The organism is Streptomyces sp. 6-11-2 (assembly GCF_006540305.1).
GTDB lineage: Bacteria > Actinomycetota > Actinomycetes > Streptomycetales > Streptomycetaceae > Streptomyces.
Map to the genome: position 1 here is coordinate 7,764,713 of NZ_BJOR01000001.1, position 22,444 is coordinate 7,787,156.

Sequence of the window (22,444 nt, forward strand, 5' to 3'; positions counted from 1 at the left end):
TGCCCGAGCGATCTCACCGATGAGCAGTGGGAGCTCGTCGAACCCGTGATCACGGCATGGAAGGCCTGGCATCGGTCAGTCAGCGGGCATCAGGGGAAGTATGCGATGCGGGAGATCGTGAACGCGACGCCTGTTCAGCCGGGGCATCCTCATCGAACCCGAACCCGGCTTGTTCGCCCGCCCCGACGCCTGAGGGCCCCCACCCGCGACCAGCGATCCTTCCCCAACCTCGCCCACGAAACGGACAAGAGCTCACGTTCCGCACTCTCATAGGTGAGTTGAATGCTGGCCACCACCACCTCTGAGTCGACCGGGTTCCGGATCGGCGGACGCGGGCCGGCGGTACCGGCCCGCGTCGGGTCAGCGCACGGTGACGGGCTTGGTGGTGGCCGTGCCGTTGGCCCAGCCGTTGCGGTGGGCGGTGATCTTGACCGTGACCTTCTGGCCACGGTCGGCCTTCACCAGGACGTAGGTGGACTTGGTCGCGCCGCTGATGGACTTGCCGTTGCGCTTCCACTGGTACGTGTAGGAAGTGGCGGACGGTGACCAAGTGCCGCGGGCAGCCGTCAGCTTGTAGCCGACCTTGCCGGAGCCGGAGATCGACGGCGCGGTGGTGGCCTTCAGGGCGGGGCCGACCGCGACCTTCAGCGCAGGGGAGGTGGAAGCGACGGAGCCCGCGCCGTTGCTGACCGTGACCCGGCAGGACACCTTGTGGGCGTAGTCGGCAGAGGTGAGGGCGCGGGTCTTGGCGGTGGCGCCGGAGATGACCGCGCCGTCGCGCAGCCAGGACCAGGTGGCCTTGGTGTTGGCGCCGTTCCAGGCGGCGGAGCAGTTGAGGGTGGAGCCGGTTCGGGCCGTTCCGCTCATCGCCGCGTTGGTGGTGATCTGTGGCTTGGGCAGCAGGGTCTGCGACTGGGACCACACCTGGGAGGTGTAGCCGCCGCTGCCGGTGTACTCGGCCTTGCGCCACAGCACCGTGGCCCGGCCGTCCGGTCCGGCAGCCACCTCGCCGGCGAGGGCGTCGGTGTTGGGGACGGCGGCGACGGGCGTGCTGTTCAGAGCGGTGGCCTTGCTCCAGGAGCCGTCGGCGCGCACCGCCCACTCAAGGTAGTTGTCGTCGCCGTTGTCGATGCTCGGCACCTGCGGCCACACGACCTGCACGGTTCCGTCAGCGCCGATGGAGGCATCCACCTGCCACTTGACGTAGCCGGTGGACAGTGTCTTCGGCGCGGACCAGGTCCCGGTGCTCGCGGTGCGGGTCACGGTCTGCACAACGGGGGTACCGGCGGTGCGGCTCCAACCCGTCCACACGTAGGTGACGTCACCGTTGGGCGCGGCCAACGGTTCGCTCCCGGCGCTGTAGTCGATGGCGGAAACGGCGGTCTGAGCGGCACCCCAATTGCCCGAAGGAGCGGTACGGGTGGCGGATTTGAGGTCGTCGGCGCCGTTGCGCCACAGCACGGTGGTGGCGCTCTTGGCGTCCATCGCCACCTGCACGTCGCTGGACGTGGCGTCGGTGCCGGGCAGCACGGAGGCGCTGCTCCAACTGGTCTGGGCCGAGGTGCGGGTGGCAGTGGAGACCGTGTGCTCGTAGGTGAAGCGGTTGAGTTCATCCCAGACCGCGGTGGCGGCGCCGCCGGGGGCCACCGCGAGGTCGATGCTCCAGATGGAACCGGTGGTGGTGGAGCCCAGCGTCCGGGGTGCGGACCACATCCGGTCGCCGGGGGCGAGGGAAGCGGTCCTCACATCGTAGTTCCGGTACCCGTCGCCCTGGTCCCATACGGCGGTGAAGGTGCCGTCGGCCGCCGCGGCCAGGCGGGGCGCGGACATGTCCAGGCCGTCCCAGGCGGCGAGCGTGGCCGGGGCGGACCAGGCTGCCGTCGCCGGGTTCCAGCCGGCGGCCAGGGCGACCAGCGAACCGTCTGCACCACTGCCGTCCAGCCAGGTCACCATGGCCCGCCCGTCGGCGCTCACGGCAAGGGCGGCCGCGGAATTCTTGTCACGCCCGGTCGCCAGGGTGTGCGGCGCACTCCACGTCGCTCTGCCGGCAGGCCGGACGGCGGTCCGGAAGTCCCAACCGACGGCCCCGGCTGCCTTGTCCCGCCACAGCGCGAACGCGGCGCCGTCACCGGCCACCTGGACATCGATGAGAGTTTGCTGGCCGTCCGTTCCGGTCAGGGCGACGGCGGTGCTCCACGGCCCCGCCGCCGCGGTGTACCCCGCGGCGGCAGAGGGAAGGGCGGTGCCCGACGAGACCGCAGCCACGGTGGCGGCGAGCGCCACGGCGACAGTCTTCGGTCTGCGTATCTTCAGTGCCATTACGGCTCCTGTCTCAGGCGAGCGCATCTTGCGCCCGGCATGCTCGCGCACATCGGAGCGAGGGGGGCGCAGCACCGGCGGAGGACACATGGCGTAGATGCCCTCATGCGGATCACGACGCCACCGCTCCCGCGCCGTGGTCATGATGACAGGACGAAGTAACGGACCATGCCGCCGGGTGCCGGCCATCCTGTACGGACCAAGATGCGCTCCGCTCAGCGCACCACCGCCATGGTGTCCGGCCCTGCGAACCCACCGCGGGAGCGCCCGGCGACCAGACCCACGCCGACTTCGCCGCCCTCCGGGACAGCGGCGTTCCCCGTCCACGGCCGGACGTTGCGGGGCTCAGCGCACGACCTTGATCGCTCTCACCGACAACCGCTGTACCGATGTTCCCGAAGGCCAGAGGCGGACCGAACCGCCGCCGCCAACCTCAGCGAAGTCACCCGGGCCGTGAAGCGCCGGCTCAAGCAGTTCCAGTACCGCCCACACCTGGTAGACCGCTGCCTGGTCGGCGCCGGTCTGGCCCTGGACCGATGAGCGGCGCGGGACTTGAGAGGACCACGCAGGCGACGAGTCCGCCCCGATCTGCAGGAGCAGCATCCCCTGGACGGCGACCGGGCGTCCGGAGCCTGCCTCTGGCGCGTCCGTCGGTGGTGACGGCCCTCCGCAGGCGCATTCCCCTCGGCTCCCGACGGACAGGGGCGGTACCTTGCCGCCATGTGCATCTCGACAGGTGAGGCCGCGTTCTCCGGCACGATCGTGTACTGCGGACGGCAGCACCACCCCGTTCACGGCCTCATCCACGTCCTGGGCTACCAGAACACGGCCGTCAATCTGGCGGACGGTCCGAACGCCATGCTGCTGCACGTGCCCACGCGGCAGCTCACCCCCGAGCACTTCCTCTCCGCCGGACGCACCGGTGACGTCCTGCACCGCATGGTCGCCGCCGTCGAACCCGTCGCCGCCGCAGCCGACGACGTCGCGTGGATGAGCGAGGGGCCGCAGCCCGTCCAGGTCTTCGACCACGACATCTACACAGTGCTCCTGGCCGCGGACCCCACGGTGGTCCCCGTCGCACTGCGGCAGGTGCCGCCACACCGGCGTCCGGAACTCGACCCGGAGCTCCTGGGCTTCTATGCCGACCACTTCGCCGACCACACCATCGCCGTGTGCTGCTTCGACAACGCCGACGCGCGACGCGCCAAGCCCCTGCTGCTGTGGTACCCGCCCCTCGACCCCGACCGGCTGACCGTGCCGGCACTGGACAGCCACACCGGGGCGGCGCCGGACCTCGACACCCCCGTGCCCGTGGACCACTGGGTGCTGCTCTCCACCGATCAGGCCCCCACCGGCTGGGGTGAATCCGTCGACTACCCGCGGGACATGCGCCACAGCCTGCGCGCTTTCCTCCCCGCCGCCGTCGTGGGCCGGTACTACGGCCGCGAACAGAGCCTGCTCAACGGGGATTTCACCATCAGACACCGTGACCTTCTCGCCGGCGACCTCAACCGCATCGAGCGCCAGCAACCGTCCCGCCGCTGAAAGGCAGGGCGGCCGGACCGTCGCGCGTCAGCCGAACGCCGACATCACCCAGTCAATTTCAGCGGCGTGCCCGCTCTGCGACTGTCGCCAAGTTTTCAGCGACGTACGGCAATCAGTTCCTCGCCCTGTGCGGAGCCCCGGCCTCCCTGAATCCGCCTGGCAGGCCCTGCGTCCCGTGGGTGCGCTCCGCGATCCAGCCGGCCATCGCCCGTACGCCGACGCCGATGGCGCGCTCATCCGGGGAGAAGTCGGGATAATGCGGGTAGCTCGTCGTGATGGCTGCTCCGGGAGCACGGACGCCGAGAAACGTGTATGTACCGGGGATCCGGTCCAAGTAGAGGGCGAAGTCCTCGCCGCTGAAGGGCGGGAAGGCGGCACGAAGCTCGGTGACCGTGTCACGGCCGACGGTATGGCGTAGGTGACGGGTGAGCAGGTTGGCGTCGCGCGCTGGGCAGACCATGGCCGGGAACGGCTCGGCGGGGAAGCGCGTCGCGGCCCCCGCGTACGGCATGCTCGCTCGGCGGATGTCCTCGCGGACCTCCACGTACCGCTCCGGCGGCCAGCAGCGATAGGACACGTTCACCGTGGCCTCCTGGGCTGTGGCGCGGACGGCTACGAACCGGGCCAGCGGACCGTTGGGCGTCTTGGCGTCGGCGACGATGCGCTCCAGGTCCGCTGGGGTCTGCGGCAGCGCCACCGTTGCAAGCGCGCTGATGTCGACGGCCAGGCGCCGCGCGGCATCGAGTGCGTCCGGCCCGGAAAGGGATACCTCCGCCTTGTCCTGGCCCGGCATCCCGTAGCCCGGAGTCACAGCGAACTGGCCGACCGGGAACGGCCCGCAGTGCAGCGCGTGGATCTCCTCGATGCCCATACGTTCCAACACGCCCGCGTCGATCAGTGCGCGGGCGCCGGACAGGGTCTCCTCCGCAGGCTGGAAAAGGAAGACCGCTGTTCCGCTCAACTGCTGCCGCAGCCGTGCCAGGACCTGGGCGGCGCCGATACCCACCGCGGTGTGGACGTCGTGGCCGCAGACGTGGGCCGGCGCGGGACCCGTCCCGACGATGTCTGTGGGCGGAACCGCGTCCATGTCCGCCCGGTAGGCAACGGTCCGGCCTGGACACGTACCCCGCAGGACACCGACGACACCGTGGCCGCCCACCCCGGTGGTGACGGTCAGCCCCGCCGCCCGCAGTTCCCGGGCCACCACAGCGGCCGTGCGCTGCTCCTGCCCCGGGGCTTCGGGGTGCCTGTGGATGTCCCGCCGCAACTCGATCAACGCGCGCTCCAGACGCGCCGTTTCGGCGGCCACCGCCGCCTGTCTCACCGGCCCTCCCCACCCGCCGGCCACGGCCTTCCCCGCGCCTGCAAACACCGTTCCCACACCGGCCGCCGCTGCGCCGGCCAGTAGCGTGCGGCGCGCGAGAGCGCGTTCCATGCGACGACTCACTGTTTCCCCCTTCGGCTCACGTGGTTTCCCGGGACACACGATCGCCGACGCTGATGCCGCTGCCCATCCGGCCAGCCACCATGGGGGAGTGGGGGTAACCACACCCCTGGGCGCAGGATTGGGTGACTGGAGGCGCAGCGGCTCCGGGTGTGGGAGTGGCCGCGCTTGGCCTCGAAGCGTTCCTGGTCCGGGTTGATGGTCATGTCCTGTCGGCTGACACGGGCCCAGGACAGGGCGTACTTCCACGCTGCGACCAGTGGCAACTGGCACGCTGCGTTAGGCAGCGCACCTGGTCGTACCCTGGCTCGTCCGCCTCGCAGGGCGCTCCACGAGCGCCAGCAGTTCGAGGTCCTCGCTTTCCACCAACGGAGTCCTCGTTCTGTACCTACCAGGAGCGAGCCGACCTCGCCGACCGGCTGCGCCGGGCCGTCACCGGGGGACGACTGGCCCGTCCGGCGGGCGCTCCGCAGGCGTCACCCGTTGCGCGGCGGCAGGCTTGCAGCGTCTCGGGCGCCACGAGGCTGATGCACCGGCTCGACTGCAGCCCGCAGGTCCCCGAGCGCCGCGATGGTGGAGCGGCCGATGTAACCAGACGCCGCCAGCTTCTCCAGACAACGCGGGGAACAGGCGGCAGCGCGATCCGCTCGGGTCACGGGCGGGCAGTGCCTGCACGTTCCGTGGCGATCAGCAGCCGGTGCGCCACGTCGATCCAGCAATCCTCGCCCGCAATGCCGACAGCGGCTCTCCCGCCCTGCCCTGGAAGACAGCGGAACAAGGCGCGGCCACCTTCGTCCTGTTTGCCGTCTCCCCGCACACCCAAGGCGTCACGGGCCAGTACTTCGAAGATTGCCAGGAAGCGGAACTGCTACATCCGGACAACCTTCACGGAGGAGTCGCCGACTACGCGCTCGACGGCGCCGGCGCCGCTCGCCTGTGGGCGCTCTCGATGAAGGCCGCCACGCGATCGTAGAGGCCGTTGATCGCGCACAGCCCGCCCTTGCGCCTGCCGACCGCAACGATCGGCAGGCGCAAGGCGTGTGCGGCTGAAAATCCCCCTGCCCGTGCCACATGGGTGACGGCCGTGTTGCACCCCCATAACAGATAGTCGAGTATCAGTTAAAAGGAGTGGGTCGTGTCAGGGCAACGGGTGCCGGCGGGCCGCGTCGGAGGCGGCCCGGCTCTCTCCGGATGCGTCCCCGCCTGCGCCCCCATGCCGGTCGTGCGGCCGGGTCCGGCCGCCTCGCACAGGCACCGTCAGCTTGCCCGAACCGTTCACCCAGGAGATGTTCATGGCCGCGACCGCCCCCGCACCGCAGTTGCCGTTTGCCCGCCCCAACGCCCTGGACCTCGCACCGCTGTTTGCGCGCCTGCGCCAGCAGGGGCCACTGGCCCGGGTGACCACTCCGGCCGGTGACCCCGCCTGGCTGGTGACCACCTACGACGAGGCCCGCGCGATCCTGGGCGACCCCAGGTTCGGCAAGTCGCACCCCGCGCCCGAGACCGCGTCCAGGATCTCGTCGGCCGCGATCCAGTCCGGGCCCATCAGCACGTTCGAGGACGAGGCCCGCGAGCACGCGCGGATGCGCAGGATGCTCGTACCCGCCTTCACCGCACCGCGTATGCGGTGCCTGAGCGCAAGGATCGAGCACCTGGCCGGGCGCTGCCTCGACGGCATGGAGGAGGCCCGACGCAGCCGTCCTGATGCGCCGGTCAACCTGCACGAACACCTCTCGTTCCCGCTGCCGGTCCAGGTGATCTGCGAACTGCTCGGCGTGCCGAGCGGCGACCGGGACCTGCTGCGCGGCTGGTCCGAGCGGATCGGCGCCCTTCACGGCGGGGCTGACGGGCAGGGGGCCATGGCGGAGTTCCAGGCGTACGTCGCAACGCTCGCCAAGGAAAAGCGCCTCTCGCCCGGCGAGGACGTCATCACCGACATCCTGAAGGTCCAGGCCGAGGACGCGACCTTCACCGAGGACGACATGACCCGCCTGGCAGCCGGCCTGCTGTTCGCCGGCCACGAGACCACCTCGACCCGCATCGACTTCGGCGTGATGTTCCTGCTGAGTGATCCCGCTCGCCGCGACCACTTCGCCGCCGACCCCGCAGCGCAGGTGCAGGCCACCGTCGAGGAGATCCTGCGCATGGCCGCACCCGGCGGGCTCGGCCTGATGCGTTACGCCCGCGAAGACGTCACCATCGGCAAGGACGTCATCGCCCGGGGCGACGCCGTCCTCGTCGCGATCAACTCCGCCAACCGTGACGCGAAGAGGTTCGAAGCCCCGGACACCTTCAACCCCTCACGCACCCCCAACGCACACCTGGCCTTCGGCCACGGCGGCCACTACTGCATCGGCAACGCCCTGGCCCGCACCGAGATGCGCATCGCCTTCACCGCCCTCTTCCGCCGCATGCCCCGCCTGCACCTCGCCGTCGACCCCCACACCCTGCCTGACCACACCGAACGGCTGGCCGGTGGTGTCAGCACCGTCCCCGTCCTTTGGTGACACGCTTGCCTGACGACCACGCCGTGACGGACGAGGAGAAGCAGAGCATGCACCGGGAAACCGACACCGACCGATGCGTCGCCTCTGGCCAGTGCGCCCTGAGCGCGCCCGCCGTGTTCGACCAGAGCGACGACGGCAAGGTCATCGTCCTCGACGCCGAGCCGCCACTGGCAGATCACTCCCGCACGCGGCAGGCCGCCGCCCTGTGCCCAGCCGGCGCCATCCACGTGCACGGCGAGTGACCCGCCCGCCATCAGAATGCCGGCGTCCGGACAGCCCTCACGCCTCCGGGCGCCGCAGCGCCGGAGCCCCGCACGGCAAAGGACGCGCCGCGACGGGCGAGAGGCCGTCCAGGACCAGCGCCACATAGCGCCGCCACCCGTCCTCACCCGCATCCATCGTCCACAGCACGCTCACCAGCATGGTCATGAGGCGACGCACGTCTTCCGGCACCAGGTCGTCGCGCACCACGCCTTCCCGCTGACCCCGCTCGATGAGCGGGGTCAGCGCGTCGAAGAACCGGTCACCGACCTCCGGCGTCAGCACTCCGGCGCCGCGGGCCGCGGTCAGCACGTTGTAGGCGTCGGCGGCCGACGACAGCGCCGCCTCCCACACCTGCGTCAGACCGCGCCGCACGTCATTGTCCCGGTCCGCCCGCTCCACCGCGGGCAGCACCTGTTCGGAGAACTGCTGGTCCAGCACCGCGCGCAGCAGCACACCCTTGTCGGGGAAGTGACGGAACAGCGTCGCGATCCCCACCCCTGCATGCCGGGCGACCTCGTCCAGCGAGGTGTCGGGCCCGTGTTCGGTGAATACCTCACGCGCCGACCGGACGATCTTGTCGAAATTACGTGCCGCATCGGCACGCAGCGCTCGGGGGGTACCAGCAGGCATGCCCCCACCTTAACAACTGATAGTTGACACTCGATTCGAGTTGACAGGCGTTCCGGGCCGAACCGATATGGGCAGCGGAATCGCGGAAGTCCGTGCCCGAGCGGGGCTCGCCGTGCCGGTGTGCGAGACCGGCCCGGAAAACCTCAAATCCGGATGCGATGCCGCGCTGGGCCGAATCTGCTTCACCACGGACTTGGTGGACTGTGCCGACCGGGACATGGTGATCGAGGCCGTGGCCGAGGACGAGCACATCAAAAGCGAGGTATTCGCGAGCCTGGACAAGATCGTCGCCCAGGGGGACGCCATCCTCGCGATCAACACCTCATCCATCCCGGTGATGAAGCTGGCCATGGCCACCGGTCGCCCGGAGCAGGTCGGTGGCACCCACTTCTTCAATCCGGTGCCCGTGATGCCCCTGGTCGAGATCGTCCCCTCACTTCTGGCCGGCAACCAGGCTCGCTGGCTCGCCGAGGCCTTCGTCGCGGGGAGGTTGGGCAAGCAGGCCACCAGGTCACAGGACAGAGCGGGCTTCATCGTCAACTCCCTCCTCGTCCCGTACGCTGTCCGCCATCCGCATGCTCGAATCCGGCATGGCCACGGCCGAGGACATCGACAACGGCATGATTCTCGGTTGCGTCCACTCTATGGGCCCCTGCGGCTGGCCAACCTGATCGGCCTCGACACCGTGAAGGCCATCGCCGACTCCATGTGCGAGGAGTTCAAGGAACAGTTGCGCTCCCCGCCGTCCCTGCTGCTGCGGATGGTCGACGCCAGACTGCTCGGCAAGAAGAGCGGCCGCGGCTTTCACGACTACGCCCGCTGAGAGACCCGCACGAAGAGACGCAACGTTTGACCGACAAATACTCGCGAGTAGAGCACCCGAAGGTGAGCTTGAGGATCGTTGTCACTGTGAAATACGTGTCCGATGCGACCGGCGACCGGTGCTTCACTGAGGACACCACGACCGACTCCCCTCCCAGAGTCCGTCGCCGAACTGATGCGGTCCTACATCCATTCGTGCCAGCAGCCGAAGTGCCTGATGGTTCTTCCCCTGCCGTCAGCCTGGGCAGCCGATAACCCGGTCAGCCTCCAGGCCCACCTACGCGAGATCGGCGTCCTTTCGCAGCGCGGCAGGACCTACCCCTTGGCAGACATTGAATCCTGACACCCCAACATGCGATCCCAACAGGCCCGAGACCGCGGTTGGCGCGCCCGCCAACCGGGCGAGCAGGGCGGGCGGAACGGCATGGTGCGAGTGCCCGAAGGGGGCTGAGGCCGGAGACTGGTCGCCCGGAGCCAAGCAGGAGAGAGAGCATGGACGACCGCAGCCGCTCAGGCGCCCAGGGCTCCGTGACCACCGGCACGGACCGGGGAGCCGGCAATCGGGCCGGGGTGCTGGGCACCGCACTCGCCGGCGTGCTCGCATTCGCGCTCTCCTCCGGCTCGTGGCAGTGGTTCTCCGCCTACCTCGGCGTCACACTGCTCGCGTTGATCCTCGCCTTCACCCGCCCGCCGGCCCCCACGCACGGCGCGAGGTCCGAATACGTGCGGAGCCTGACGGCCTACTCGCTGGTCGTCGGCCTGTGCGTGGCCCTCGCGGCGGCCCCCGCCATGCAGCGCTGGGCCTGGTTTTTCCCGATGCCGGGCACTCGCATCAAATGCGCCCACCTGGGCGGCTACGCGACACTTCAGGCGCAGGCCGCCCTGAGCGGCCTGGGCAGCCACGGCAGCGACGCGCTGGCGTACGCGAGCGACCAGAGCCAGCACGCCGTCAACGACTGCCTGGCGTCCACGACGACGCTCTGGCTGCCGGTGTACGCGTTGGCGACAGCCCTCCTGGCGGCGCTCGGCGTCTGGCTTGTGAGTAGAACCGGCGCGAGACGGACGACTGCCGGGGAGCGGTGAGAGGTTTCCTGCGTCAGCCCCCGTCATCGCGAAGGCCCTCAGTTACCATGACAAGACGGCCCCCCGGCTGGTCATCGAATCCGGCGGCACCTGGGGCCGATACTCTCGGCGACCACACGCGGTGACGCCAATGCCGATCTCAATGAGAAATGCACGACACCTCAACATGCTTGACGCTAGGGTGCGTTTCGAAAGTGCTGGTCACAGCCACTCGTTGATGGCTGCGACCAGCACGGTCGCCTCATAGCGGACGGCGAGTTTCTCGTATCTCGTTGCGACCGCGCGATGTCGCTTGAGGCGGTTGATGCCGCACTCCACTGCATGGCGCTCTTTGTAGTCGGCCGGATCGAACTTCGGCGGCCGGCCGCCGCGGGAGCCGCGCTGTGCGCGGTGGGCGACCTGGTCGCGCTTCTCTGGGATCGTGCAGCGATACTCCGGCGACGCACAGAGCCTGCAGCGGGCGCACGCCCAGCCGGGTGCGGGCGTGCCACAACGCGGTCGCGGTCACCCGCGGCAGAGGCAGGGCGTCAAGAGTGCCGGTGAGCTTGCGCCAGGCGGCCGGGTAGCCGCATTCCTCGAACAACGTGGCCGCGAGCAGCAGGTAGACCACCCCCCCCCGGGCTGGGAGTTTCCGCAGCCGCTGCTGCACAGCCCGGCACTCGGCGAGGACCTCGTCGACCATCTCGAACGGCACGGTCTGAGTCATCTCGCCCAGATGACCCGGGGCGAAGACGCCTTCGGCTACCGCGACCTCACGGGTGATGACAGACTGTCCGGACAGCGGAGCCTCCGGTCTTTGTGAACGGCTTGTCTTGGCGGACCAGCCAGTTCTCCTGGGGCTCCGCTTCTCGCGTCCGGCGTCCTTCCAGATCAGCCACCACTTGCAGCCACGCACCGACCCGTAACTTCATGGCCTTGGCGTTTAGGTGAGGGAGGAATCCAACACGGTGCAACGGGCGGGATCGGCTGCTGTGGTTGCTGTACATCAGTGCTGCACGCCGATCCCTGTGGTGCGGCTTCGTCTGATTCGGGCAGGTGGGCGCACGCCCCGGGGGCCGGTGTGCCTCAGTGCGCCTGGCTGTCACTCGCCCTGATCCCTGCTAGCTTCCGATTGATTGTCACTGGCCAGGCCCCTGGGGGGCCTGGCCAGTCCGTTCTGCTCAAGGGGGAGCAATCGGATGACGTCCATCCTCATCTTCGTCGCCGGAGTGGCGCTGCTGATCTACAGTGCCGAGAAGCTGATCACCTACCTGGTCGGCGCCGCGCGCGGCCTGGCGGTCTCGCTGTTCTTGTTGGCCATTGTGTTCACCGGGATCGAGTTCGACGACCTCGCCTTCGGTGTGGTGCTCAACGTTGAGGGACTGGAAGACGTCGCGCTCGGCGTCGTCTTTGGAACCGTCATCTCGCTGTCGGGCCTGGTGCTCGCGATTGCTGCCCTCGTCGCGCCCTGCCGGGTGGAGATCCCGAAGGACTACATCGCCTTGTTCGCGATCGCTCCTTTGATCCTGATCGGGCCGGCACTGCTCGGCGAGCTGGGGACCGTCTTCGCGATTGTTCTCGTCCTGCTGTTCCTGCTGTTCGTCGCCTACATCGCCTATCGCGAGTCCCGTCGGGCGGTGCCGACGTTCAGGAGCGCGGAAGTACTCGAAGCGGTGGACAGTCCCGAACTCGTCGGCGTCGCCGCCGGAACGGCCGGGGGCCCAGGTGGTGGTACCGGGGATCGGGACCATGGCTCCGGTGGCCTCTACGAGACCGGCCAGGTCGGCGCGACGAAGTCGGCCAGCCGGCCGGGGTGGATGCTGCTCGGGCTGGCGATCCTCGCGCTGACCGGAATCGTCGTCGGCGCCTGGACCATGACGAAGGGAACCGAGGGCATCGTGGAGAACTTCGCGATCAGCGGCACTGTCTTCGGTGCGACGATCGCGACGCTGGTGCTTTCCCTGGAGGACATCTTCCTGACCGCGGAGCCGGCCCGGCGAGGCGCGCCCGCGATCGGTGTCGGCAACGTCATCGGCAGCGTCGTGTTCTCGGTGACTGCGAAGGTGGGCATCATCGCCCTGGCCGGCGGCGCGCTCGTGATCACCCCGGAGATCTTCAGCTGGCACCTGCCGGCCCTGGTGGTGATCAACGGGTTCGCCGCATACGCACTGCTCACCGGGCACCTCAGGCGCTGGCACGGCGTGGTGCTGCTGGTGGCCTACATCGCCTACTGGGCCATCAGCTTCTCCGTGTTCGGGCTGGTTCCCGTGGACGATGCCCCGGGCTCCGACGACGCGCGGCGACCGGGCATCGAGGCACCGGCGGTCCCGGGTGCGCCCGCGCCCGACAACGACGACGCGGATCTGGCATCTGCCCGCCCCCTATCACTCGGTTGGCAATAGGTGCGTGACCCGCAATCGCTGACAGTGTAGGTAAGGTGACGTTCCGTGCCCGCTCCGATCGGGTGACGGCACTTCGCAGATGCACCCGGGTGCCACCGCTGGCCCTGCCCCTGGGTCGGCCCCGCCCGGACGAACCACCTGGAGATCTCCGAGATGACCACTTCCGTGCAGCTCGACCGGATCGAGAAGCGCTTCGAGAGCTGGGACGTGAACGGCGACGGCCGCATCGACCAGTCCGACTGCGATGCCGAGTCCAAGCGCATCCTGCAGGCCTTCGGCGAAAATCCCGGCTCCCCGAAGGGCCGTGCGCTGAGCAACGCCTACCTGGGCATGTGGAACTTCTTCGCCGACAAGGCCGGGATCGACAAGGAGAACGGCCGGCTGACCCCCGAGCAGTTCAACGACATCGTTAAGGAACACGTCCTGGAGAATGGCGGCGCAGACTTCGGGAAGGCCATCAAACCGACCATCCAGGCCATGATCGAGCTGGCGGACGTGGACGATGACGACCAGATCAGCCCGACCGAGTTCAAGACCTGGCTGGACGCCATGGGGGTCGAGAACATCGACCCGGCCGACGCATTCCGCCAGATGCACGCCGACGGCGACCAGCTCTCCGTCGACGAGCTGGTTCAGGCCGTCCGCGCCTACCACCTGGGCGAGATCGATGTGCCACCGCTGGGGCGCTGAGCTGAACCGGAAGATGCCGAACACCAGATGGCCCGGAGAGCGGGGAAGGTCCCACTGCGCTCTCCGGGCCACGGTGTGTTCCGTAGCCGTCTTTGACGATCGGGCCTCATCCCTATCAGGTCGATCATCGTGGGCTTTCGGCACTGGAAGTCGGCAGTGAAGCGGCGTGGAAGTGGTCGCTGAGGCCGGGCGATCTCCACCGCGTCCTGGGGGATCGTGATCGAGGTCGGGAGGGCGTGATATCAGAGCCGTGGCCCCTGGCGGCGGTGCGCTCATCCGGCGTCGCGCGACGGCTCCGTCAACTGTCGCCATGTCCGCACCAGTTGGCTGAACTCCTTGACCTGGACGAGTACGTGGTCGCGGGCGGCGTTCTCCGCCGTCTCGGCGTCGCCACGGGTGATGGCGTCGGCGATCTCGCGGTGCTCGGCCAGGGAGCGGCGCATGCGGTCCGGGACGCGCAGCTGCAGTCGCCGGTACGGCTGCAGGGCTCGCTTGAGCGCGTGGGCCTGCAGCCGCAGGTACTCGTTGCCGCAGGAGTCGTAGACGATGCCGTGGAACCGGGCATTGGCGTAGTAGTAGCGGTCCGCGTCGCCGGCCGCCGCGTGGCTCTCGCACTCCTGCAGGGCGCGTTCGAGGTCGTCCAGCGCCTCCCGGTCGATCCGGCGGGCGGAGAGCCGCGCCGCCATCCCCTCCAGCTCGGCCATGACCTCGAAGCGCTCGGCCAGTTCGGAGACGCTCAGCTCGGTGACGTACGTGCCCTGCTTGGGCCGGATCTGTACGAGTCCGGAGCGCTCCAGGGCCTGGAGGGCTTCCCGGATCGGCGTGCGAGAGCAGCCGAACTCCTGTTCGAGTCGCGCAGGATCCAGACGCTCGCCAGGACGGTAGTGGCCGTCGACGACAGCGTTCTCGAGTGCGTCGCGAACGCGCTGGGATTCCGGGACCCGGGCCATGTGCACCTCCGAGCGGTCAGGTTATCCGGGCGTGCAGGGGGTGGTGCACGAGCCCCGATGTGTCCTACGGTAGCGCTGTTATATATATCGTCCGCCGTCATGGATTTAAAGCCCGGGGGGCGACACCAGAGGCGAGCGAGACCAGGGGCGTACGGAAGGTGCGGACATGGAACGTCACGACGGCTGGCTGCTGACCGACCTGTTCCAGGCTCTCGGGCGGCGGCGTGGCACGGATCCGGCGGCCGGAGAGCCGTTGGACTCCCCACTGGACCAGCTGCTCGCCGCCTGCGAAGTCCTGATGAGCGACGTGGGTGAAGCCTCGATGCGCGCCGTCGCGGCCAGGGCTCTCGCCGCCTACGACGAGCTCGACGACGACGGCAGGCGGGCCTTCTTCAGCCACATCACCCAGACCTACGACGCCGACGCCGATCAGGTCCGTGCCGCCTTCCGCCGCTGGGAGGACGCCCGCAGCGCCGGGTCCCGGGGCGAGGAGGAGCTGGTCCGCCTCTTCGACGTGGTCGAGCCGGCCCGCCAGCAGCTGCTCCGCCGGATGAACCACGCACCGGACGCCACGCTCGCCCTGGTCGAGATGCGCGCGGACCTGCGCCGGCTGATGCACCGGCACCCCGAGCTGCGGCCCCTCGACCATGACTTCCACCACCTGCTCACCTCATGGTTCAACCGAGGCTTTCTCCGCATGGCGGAGGTCACCGGGGACGCACCGAAGGAGCTGCACCAGCACCTGATGCAGGGCGAGAAGGTCCACCCGATGGAGAGCAGCGCCGAGCTCCGCCGTCGCTTGGAGCCGGAGGACCGTGCCGTCTATGCGTTCTTCCATCCGGCCACCGGGGAGGTACCGCTGATCTTCGTGGAGGTCGCTCTGGTGCGCGGCTTGCCGGACCGTATCGCTCCACTGCTGGAGCCCGGCCCGGCGCTCAGCCCTTCGGACGCGGACACGGCGGCGCTCTACTCGATCAACAACGCGCTGGACGGCCTGGCCGGAGTCTCCTTCGGCAGCTTCCTCATCAAGCAGGTCATCGAGCAGGTGGGCGGGCAACTGCCCCATCTGACGCAGTTCGTCACGCTCTCGCCCCTCCCCGGATTCCGGCGCTGGCTCGGTGAGCAGGCCGGACGGGACGCCGAGCTGAGGCTGCTCGTCCGTGAGCTGGACGCCCTGGAGGGGCCGGCGGACCTTGGCGCGGCGGACGCCGAACGGATCCGTGCCCGGCTCCTTCCCGCCCTGGCCCGGTACATCGCGGTCGAGCGGCGCGAGGACGGACGCCCCCTCGATCCGGTCGCCCGATTCCACCTGGGTAACGGAGCCGCCGCCTGGCAGCTGAACTGGCCGGCGAACAGCTCGGTCGAAGCCTGGCGGCAGTCGTACGGCGCGATGATCAACTACCGCTACGAGCCGGGGCAGCTGGAGCGCCGGCACGAGGACTTCGTCCGCCGCGGCGCCGTCGCCCTCGGCGGACCGCTGCGCGACGCCTTCCCCGAGGCCGCCGAGGTGCCCCGTGCCAGGGACGCCTCCACCGCATCTACCGCCTCAAACGATCGATGAGAGAGGAACACCCCTGATGGCACCACCCTTCACCACCATCTGCCGGTCCTTCGCCGAGCAGGTGGAGCGGCAGCCGGACAAGGCGCTCTTCGAGCTGCCCGACGGTCGGCGGATCACCTACCGCGAGACGGCGCGGACCGTGGGGCGGATCGCCGCCCGGCTCGTCGCCGACGGTGTCACCCCCGGTGACCGGGTCGCCATGCAGGTGGACAAATCCCCGGAGGCCATCGCGCTGTATCTGGCGACGCTGCAGATCGGCGGCGTCTTCCTGCCGCTCAACACCGCGTACACCGGTGCGGAGATGGAGTACTTCATCGGCGACGCCCGGCCGCGTGTGCTGGTCTGCTCCCCGGAGCGGCGGGCCGACCATGCGCACCGCGAAGGGGAGGACCTCGTCGTCGAGACCCTGGGCACCAAGGGCGACGGCACCCTGCTGGAGGGCGACGGCCGCCACGACGAGGCCGTCGACGCGTCGGCCGACGACCCGGCGGCGATCCTCTACACCTCCGGCACCACCGGACGCTCCAAGGGCGCGGTGCTGACCCACGGCAACCTCGCCTCCAACTGCCAGGCGCTGCTGGAAGCCTGGCAATTCACCGACCAAGACCGGCTGATCCACGCCCTGCCGATCTTCCACGTCCACGGGCTCTTCGTCGCCGCGAACATGACGCTGGCGGCCGGTGCCTCCATGTACTACCTGCCGAAGTTCGACGTGGAGAAGGTCGTGGATCTGCTGCCCCGGGCCACGGTGCTCATGGGCGTGCCCACCTTCTACACCCGGATGGTGAAGCACGACCGGCTCACCCCGGAGACCTGCGCTTCGATGCGGCTGTTCGTCTCCGGCTCGGCCCCACTGCTTGCGAGCGACCACGAGGCCTTCGAGGCCCGTACGGGCCACGCCATCCTGGAGCGCTACGGGATGACCGAGACCGGTATGAACACCACCAACCCGTACGAGGGCGGCCCGCGCAAGCCCGGCACCGTCGGCAAGCCGCTGCCCGGCACGGAGATCCGGGTGGTGGACGGCGAGTCCGGACAGGCACTGCCCGACGGTGAGGTCGGCAGCATCGAGGTCCGTGGCCCCAACGTCTTCAGCGGGTACTGGCAACTGCCCGAGAAGACGGCGGCCGAGTTCCGTGCGGACGGCTTCTTCATCACCGGTGACCTGGGCCGCATCGACGAGGACGGCTATCTGTGCATCGTCGGCCGGGGCAAGGACCTGGTGATCTCCGGCGGCTACAACATCTACCCGAAGGAGATCGAGGAACTGCTCGACGCCCACCCCACGGTGCTGGAGTCCGCCGTGATCGGTGTCCCGCACCCGGATTTCGGGGAGACGGTCGTGGCTGTCGTCGTCCCGGCGCCGGGCCAGGAGCCCCGGGAGAGCGAACTGCTGAAGTTCATCGCCGGCGACCTCGCCCGGTTCAAGCACCCGCGCGCCGTGCGCGTCGAGGCGGCTCTGCCGCGCAACGTGATGGGGAAGGTGCAGAAGGCCGAGCTGCGCAAGCGTTACCAGGATCTGTTCGTGGGCTTGAACGCCTGATCCGCAGCGGGGCTGACAGGAGCGGACACGAAGTGAAGGGCCGTCATGGAGACGGCCCTTCATTTCGTGTCCGCGGCTCACCGAGAACGGTGAAGGCCTTAACCCGTAGGGGAGTTGAGAGCGCGATGAACCGCCGGGCGGCGCGCGGCCCGACACCGCGCGCCGCCCGGCGGCCGGTCAGTTGGCCTCGGCCGGGACCGGGGCGAGGGAGCGGGACCGTACGATGAGCTGGGCGACGGCCGTGACCACCAGGTTCGGGATGAGGGCGATGAGCCCGGTGTCGACCGTGCCGACGTCCACGCCTCCGAAGGTGAGCCAGACCAGGACGCCGACACCGGTCAGGATGCCGAGCAGCGCGGGCACCGCGTCCAGACGGACCTTCTTCGCCAGGCCCATGACGATCGCCGGGGCGAGCTGGGTGAGGCCTCCGTAGGTGAGCAGCAGCAGGTCGGACAGGAGCCCGGGCCTGGTCAGGCCGAGCACGAGGGCGAGGCCGGCGGCCGCGACGACGCACAGGTGGTTGGTGCGCAGCTGCGCGCGTTCGTTGCGGACGCTGAGCAGGTTGCGGGACAACAGGCTGGAGATGCCCACGACGATGGCCGCGGACGGCACCATCGCCGCCGAGGCCGCGGCGACCGCGACGATGCCGACGAGCCAGCCGGGCAGGGTCTGGCCCGCGAGGGTCAAGGCGACGGCGTTCGCGGGGGAGCCCGGCTTCACCAGCAGGATTCCGGCGAACCCGACGATCACAGGGATGCCGAGTGCGATCTGGTAGAGCGGCAGCCAGACCGCGTTCTTGCGCAGCGCACGCCCGCTGCCGGCGGCGAGGACCGGCGGCCACAGGTGGGCCATGGTGCCGAGTCCGCCACCGATGCCGGAGATGATGACGGCGGTGACGAAGAACGTGGCGTCGTAACCTTCTTGATGGAACGTCAGGAAGTTCGGGTGGCTGTCCCGCACGGTCTCGAACAGGCCGCCGATGCCGCCGTTCACGGACAGTGCCACGCCGACGATCAGCACCACGAGCCCGACGATCATCAGGGCGTCCTTGAGGTAGGCGACGCGCGCGATGCCGCGGATGCCGGACCACAGGACGAAGGCGACGGTGAGGACGGTGGCGAGCACCATGCTCAGGTTGCCGCCCGTACGGCTGCCGGTGGCGAGTTGCACGATCAGCCCGAGCCCGGTGATCTGGAGCTGGAGGTACGGCAGCAGGAAGACGGCGCCGACGACGGCGACGACCTTGCCGAGCAGGGGACTGCGGAAGCGGTCGGCGAAGAAGTCGGCCTGCGTCAAGTAGCCGCCCTTGCGGCCCAGTTCACGCATGCGGGGCGCGGTGAAGTACTGCAGGATGAAGTTGATCGCGAGATAGCACAGCGCGAAGGCCGCGGCGACGCCGCCGCCGAAGGCGATGCCGGCGAGACCGAGGAAGCTGAAGGTCGTGAAGGACTCGCCCGCCTGCAGGAACCAGGTGGTGAAGGTGGAGAACTTGCGCTTCCCCACGGTCCATTCGCCGAATTCCCCGCGGCTCGGCCGGCGCCCGCTCATGCCGACGACGGCGATGGTCACGATGCCGACCAGGGTGATGGCCATGGTGGTGTTCACGCGGCGACCTCCTCGTACGCGTCGCGCGTCACGTCGTCCTCGTCGTCTTCGTCGTCCTCATCGGCGTGGTGAGCGAAGTGCTCGACGAGCGCGAGCGAAGCCGTCGTACCCACCGTCCACAGCAGGCACCAGGCGAGGACGGAGGGAATGCCGAACCAGAGGTGCGGGCCGTTGACGAAGGGCAGGAACGGTGTACTGAGGAAAGCCACTACGGGCACGACGGCCCAGAGGACGTGCGGTTTTCTCATCGGGGCTCCATACGGCTACGGGAGGGAGGGGCGACGGCGTCCGTGCCCGGTGGCGGCCTCGTAGGCGGCACCGGTCTCGAGCACGGTCCTCTCGGCGCGGGGCGGGCCCACGATCTGGAGGCCGACGGGAAGGCCGGCTGGAGTGAAGCCGGCGGGGACGGAGAGGGCGGGTGAGCCCAGAACGGTGACGAAGTACGCGGAGCGCATCCAGTCGAGGTAGGTGCGCTGCGGCTCCCCGTCGATGTCGGTGGGGTACTCCGACTCGATGGCGAACGGGGTGACCTGGCTGACCGGGGCGATCAGCACGTCGTACCGCTCGAAGAAGGCGGTGGCGGCGAGGTGGATACGGGCGTGACCGGTGGTGGCACGGACGAGGTCGGCGCCGGTCAGGCGCCGCCCCTCCTCGATGTTCCAGACGAGGCTGGACTTCAGGGACGCGCGGTCGCTGTCGAGCAGCGCGCCGAGACCGAGGTTGAACTCGTGGGCGCGCAGCGTGCGGAACACGTCCTCGGCACCGTCCAGGTCGGGGCAGTCCTCGACGACGACGGAGCCGAGGTCCTCGAAGACCTTGGCCTGGCGCTCGAAGACGTCGCGCACGTCGCGGTCGACGGGGACCCGGCCGCCGAGGTCGGGGGCGAACGCGACGCGCAGCCCGGCGGTGTTCCGCCCGAGCGGCGCGCGGAAGCCGGTGCCCGGCTCGTCGAGGGAGATCGGGACGCGCGGGTCGGGCCCGGCCATGACGGACAGCAGCAGCGCGGTGTCGGCGACGGTGCGGCCCATGGGCCCGGCGACGCCGAGGGTGTCCCAGAGGTTGCCGGAGGGGTGCGAGGGGACGCGGCCGGGGGTGGGGCGCAGGCCGACGACGTTGCAGAAGGACGCCGGGTTGCGCAGCGAGCCGCCCATGTCGCTGCCGTCGGCGAGCGGCTGGAACCCGGCGGCGAGCGCGGCCGCGGCCCCGCCGCTGCTGCCGCCTGCGGACCGCGTCATGTCGTACGGGTTCCGGGTCGCGCCGAAGACGGGGTTGAAGGTGTGCGAGCCGGCCGCGAACTCGGGGACGTTGGTCTTGCCGATGCGGATGGCGCCCGCGCCCTGGATGCGCTGCACGAGGAGCTCGTCCTCGTGCGGGACGTGCTCGGCGAAGAGCGGTGAGCCGTGCGTGGTGCGCATGCCGCGGGTGAGGTGGGTGTCCTTGAAGGCGATGGGCAGACCGTGCAGCGGGCCGAGCTCCTCGCCGCGCGCCTGCCGCTCGTCGGCGGCAGCGGCGGCGGCCAGCGCGCCCTCCGAGTCGAGGGTGACGATCGCGTTGACGGCGGGGTTGTGACGCTCGATGCGGTCGAGGTGGGCCTGGACGACCTCGCGGGCCGAGAGTTCCCCGCGGCGGATGCGGGCCGCGAGGTCGACGGCGTCGAGTACGCAGATCTCGTCCCGGCCGGGGACGGCGGGGCCGGATGCGGCGGGTTCGACGGATTCGACGAAGCTGGGGGCGACGGGGCCGGGAGCAACGGGCATGGCAGTCCTAGGGCAGCAGGCACGGTGGGCGTCGCCGCGGTGATGCTGATCCGGCCGGTGGCCGAGGCGCGACGCGTGTGGTGCACCACACTGAAGCTACTGACCCTTTCAGTCAATAGGTTGGCTGTGATGAAGTTTTAAGACGCCAGATCGTCGATGGTGAAGATTTCAGTCGCGCTACGAAGAGATGCGGCCGGTGCCCGGGAACTCGACACCACTGCGCTTGAAGGACTCGACGACCAGATGGGACTGCACGGCCTCCACGTGCCGCACCCATGGCGAGGCCGTGAGGAACGCGTGCAGTGCGGCCTTCGACGGCTGCGTCACGTCGACCAGGAGCTGATGCTCGCCCATCACGACGGCGGCGTACCGCACGAGCGGCGACTCGACGAGCAGCCGGCCCACCTTCTCGACCTCGTCGGGCCTGACCTTGATCCACAGCAGCGCCTCGACCGGCAGGCCGAGCAGCGCGGGCTCGACGGCGGCCCGGATGCTCACGAGGCCTTCCCGCGTCAGCGTCTCCACGCGGCGCCGCGCGGTCGCCACGGACACCCCGGCGACGGCCGCCAGGTCCTCGTGCGTGCGCCGCCCGTCCTCGGCGAGCGCCCCCAGGATCGCCAGCTCCTCCGGCCCGACCTCGATGTCCGGGAGAGCGAGCCCGTCGACGATCCCGGACGGCCCCCCGAGCGCCTCGACCTCCTCGGCCTCCAGGATCCCGGGCGACCACTCGTGCACCGTGCGGAAATATCGCAGAACCGGTGACACGCTCTGCGAGACGAGCCCCGGCAGCGCGGGCACCTCGTCGAGCATCAGCGGCGCCAACCGGCCCGGCGGACACTGCAGTTCGGCCACGCAGTCGACCGGCCCGGCGAGCGCGTACGAGAAGATGCAGTCAGCGCGCCGGGCCGCCGCCACGGCCGCGTCCCGCACGGCGCCCGGCCGGCACGTCATCCGCAGGATCACGGTCTCCCCCCGCACGACAAGCCCGCGCACGGCGACGTCCCCGCTCTCCAGCAACCGCAACCCGCGCCGCGCCACCTTCCGCTCGGGCTCCCCGAGGGCCCCAGCGATCCGCCGCCACGAGGCCCGCCCATCGATCTGCAGAGCGGCGACGATCCGCCGGTCGAGCCCGTCGAGAGGGCCACTGGGCGCGCCACCGTGCGCGCCGGCGGGCACGCTCGGATGCGTGGAGGGATGCGCGGGCGGGGCTGCGGGGGCGGTCGAGGTGGCCGGCGTGGCCGGTACTGGGTACGTCACGGGAACGACCCTAACTCCGGGCAACCCCCTACCCAGGGGCGTCGGGCTCTGCGGCTCGGCCAAGCCTCGATCCACCGACGTGGTTT

General features: G+C 69.8%; 18 protein-coding genes and 2 pseudogenes. 11 read left to right on the top strand and 9 right to left on the bottom strand.

Features of this window, described 5'->3' with window-relative positions:
• Window positions 1-360: 360 nt before the first annotated feature.
• A complete protein-coding gene (locus TNCT6_RS41785; protein ID WP_141365545.1) occupies window positions 361-2,319 on the bottom strand; it encodes a hypothetical protein in 1,959 nt (652 codons plus the stop codon).
• Window positions 2,320-3,039: 720 nt separating this feature from the next.
• On the opposite strand from TNCT6_RS41785, the gene TNCT6_RS34930 reads away from it, so the two are divergent.
• Entirely contained in the window at window positions 3,040-3,864 is an 825-nt protein-coding gene (locus TNCT6_RS34930) for a hypothetical protein (RefSeq protein ID WP_141365549.1), read from the top strand.
• Window positions 3,865-3,976: 112 nt separating this feature from the next.
• Here TNCT6_RS34930 and TNCT6_RS34935 read toward each other — a convergent pair whose 3' ends face one another.
• Window positions 3,977-5,299 carry a M20 family metallopeptidase gene (locus tag TNCT6_RS34935; RefSeq protein ID WP_141365551.1) on the bottom strand — a complete coding sequence of 441 codons (1,323 nt, stop codon included), beginning with the start codon at window positions 5,297-5,299 and terminating at the stop codon, window positions 3,977-3,979.
• A gap of 706 nt (window positions 5,300-6,005) precedes the next feature.
• Between TNCT6_RS34935 and TNCT6_RS34945 the strand changes: the two genes are divergently transcribed.
• The 3 genes from TNCT6_RS34945 (at window position 6,006) to TNCT6_RS34955 (ending at window position 8,057) form a co-directional block, all read left to right on the top strand.
• Entirely contained in the window at window positions 6,006-6,281 is a 276-nt protein-coding gene (locus tag TNCT6_RS34945; RefSeq protein WP_141365553.1) for a hypothetical protein, read from the top strand.
• A gap of 319 nt (window positions 6,282-6,600) precedes the next feature.
• The gene (locus TNCT6_RS34950) at window positions 6,601-7,815 is read left to right on the top strand and encodes a cytochrome P450 (RefSeq protein WP_141365555.1); all 1,215 of its coding nucleotides are present in this window, start codon (window positions 6,601-6,603) and stop codon (window positions 7,813-7,815) included.
• 5 nt (window positions 7,816-7,820) lie between these two features.
• Window positions 7,821-8,057, top strand: coding sequence for a ferredoxin (locus TNCT6_RS34955; RefSeq protein ID WP_373996224.1), 237 nt, complete (start codon window positions 7,821-7,823; stop codon window positions 8,055-8,057).
• 37 nt (window positions 8,058-8,094) lie between these two features.
• Here the strand turns inward: TNCT6_RS34955 and TNCT6_RS34960 are convergent, their stop codons facing one another.
• Window positions 8,095-8,709: a TetR/AcrR family transcriptional regulator gene (locus TNCT6_RS34960; RefSeq protein WP_141365557.1), complete on the bottom strand. Its 615-nt coding sequence runs from the start codon at window positions 8,707-8,709 to the stop codon at window positions 8,095-8,097.
• A 67-nt stretch (window positions 8,710-8,776) separates the two neighbouring features.
• Between TNCT6_RS34960 and TNCT6_RS34965 the strand changes: the two are divergent.
• The 3 genes and pseudogenes from TNCT6_RS34965 (at window position 8,777) to TNCT6_RS34975 (ending at window position 10,614) form a co-directional block, all read left to right on the top strand.
• A pseudogene (locus TNCT6_RS34965) lies at window positions 8,777-9,532 on the top strand (3-hydroxybutyryl-CoA dehydrogenase).
• Window positions 9,533-9,594: 62 nt separating this feature from the next.
• Window positions 9,595-9,678, top strand: a pseudogene (locus TNCT6_RS34970) (electron transfer flavoprotein subunit beta); the annotation flags it as partial.
• A gap of 345 nt (window positions 9,679-10,023) precedes the next feature.
• Window positions 10,024-10,614: a hypothetical protein gene (locus TNCT6_RS34975; RefSeq protein WP_216372829.1), complete on the top strand. Its 591-nt coding sequence runs from the start codon at window positions 10,024-10,026 to the stop codon at window positions 10,612-10,614.
• 241 nt (window positions 10,615-10,855) lie between these two features.
• On the opposite strand, the gene TNCT6_RS42210 is transcribed toward TNCT6_RS34975, so the two are convergent.
• On the bottom strand, window positions 10,856-11,509 hold the full coding sequence (locus tag TNCT6_RS42210; RefSeq protein WP_373996225.1) for a transposase domain-containing protein: 654 nt from the start codon (window positions 11,507-11,509) through the stop codon (window positions 10,856-10,858).
• A 283-nt stretch (window positions 11,510-11,792) separates the two neighbouring features.
• Between TNCT6_RS42210 and TNCT6_RS34990 the strand changes: the two genes are divergently transcribed.
• A complete protein-coding gene (locus TNCT6_RS34990; protein ID WP_141365559.1) occupies window positions 11,793-12,995 on the top strand; it encodes a sodium:calcium antiporter in 1,203 nt (400 codons plus the stop codon).
• Window positions 12,996-13,148: 153 nt separating this feature from the next.
• Complete coding sequence (locus tag TNCT6_RS34995; protein WP_141365561.1) at window positions 13,149-13,685, top strand: EF-hand domain-containing protein; 537 nt, start codon at window positions 13,149-13,151, stop codon at window positions 13,683-13,685.
• A gap of 272 nt (window positions 13,686-13,957) precedes the next feature.
• Here the strand turns inward: TNCT6_RS34995 and TNCT6_RS35000 are convergent, their stop codons facing one another.
• The gene (locus TNCT6_RS35000; protein ID WP_141365563.1) at window positions 13,958-14,635 is read right to left on the bottom strand and encodes a GntR family transcriptional regulator; all 678 of its coding nucleotides are present in this window, start codon (window positions 14,633-14,635) and stop codon (window positions 13,958-13,960) included.
• Between the two features lie 166 nt (window positions 14,636-14,801).
• Here TNCT6_RS35000 and TNCT6_RS35005 point away from each other — a divergent pair, with 166 nt between their 5' ends.
• Both TNCT6_RS35005 and TNCT6_RS35010 read left to right on the top strand, forming a co-directional pair.
• Window positions 14,802-16,196 carry a malonyl-CoA decarboxylase domain-containing protein gene (locus TNCT6_RS35005; protein WP_141365565.1) on the top strand — a complete coding sequence of 465 codons (1,395 nt, stop codon included), beginning with the start codon at window positions 14,802-14,804 and terminating at the stop codon, window positions 16,194-16,196.
• A gap of 16 nt (window positions 16,197-16,212) precedes the next feature.
• Window positions 16,213-17,739, top strand: a complete 1,527-nt coding sequence (locus TNCT6_RS35010; RefSeq protein WP_141365567.1) for a malonyl-CoA synthase — start codon at window positions 16,213-16,215, stop codon at window positions 17,737-17,739.
• Window positions 17,740-17,916: 177 nt separating this feature from the next.
• Here the strand turns inward: TNCT6_RS35010 and TNCT6_RS35015 are convergent, their stop codons facing one another.
• The 4 genes from TNCT6_RS35015 to TNCT6_RS35030 form a co-directional block, all read right to left on the bottom strand.
• Complete coding sequence (locus TNCT6_RS35015; RefSeq protein ID WP_216372830.1) at window positions 17,917-19,344, bottom strand: sodium:solute symporter; 1,428 nt, start codon at window positions 19,342-19,344, stop codon at window positions 17,917-17,919.
• Window positions 19,341-19,592, bottom strand: a complete 252-nt coding sequence (locus TNCT6_RS35020; RefSeq protein ID WP_141365569.1) for a hypothetical protein — start codon at window positions 19,590-19,592, stop codon at window positions 19,341-19,343. Before TNCT6_RS35020 ends, TNCT6_RS35015 begins: the two co-directional genes overlap by 4 nt.
• Window positions 19,593-19,607: 15 nt before the next feature.
• A complete protein-coding gene (locus TNCT6_RS35025) occupies window positions 19,608-21,101 on the bottom strand; it encodes an amidase (protein ID WP_141365571.1) in 1,494 nt (497 codons plus the stop codon).
• A gap of 177 nt (window positions 21,102-21,278) precedes the next feature.
• Complete coding sequence (locus TNCT6_RS35030; protein ID WP_253266344.1) at window positions 21,279-22,358, bottom strand: Lrp/AsnC family transcriptional regulator; 1,080 nt, start codon at window positions 22,356-22,358, stop codon at window positions 21,279-21,281.
• Window positions 22,359-22,444: the final 86 nt, after the last annotated feature.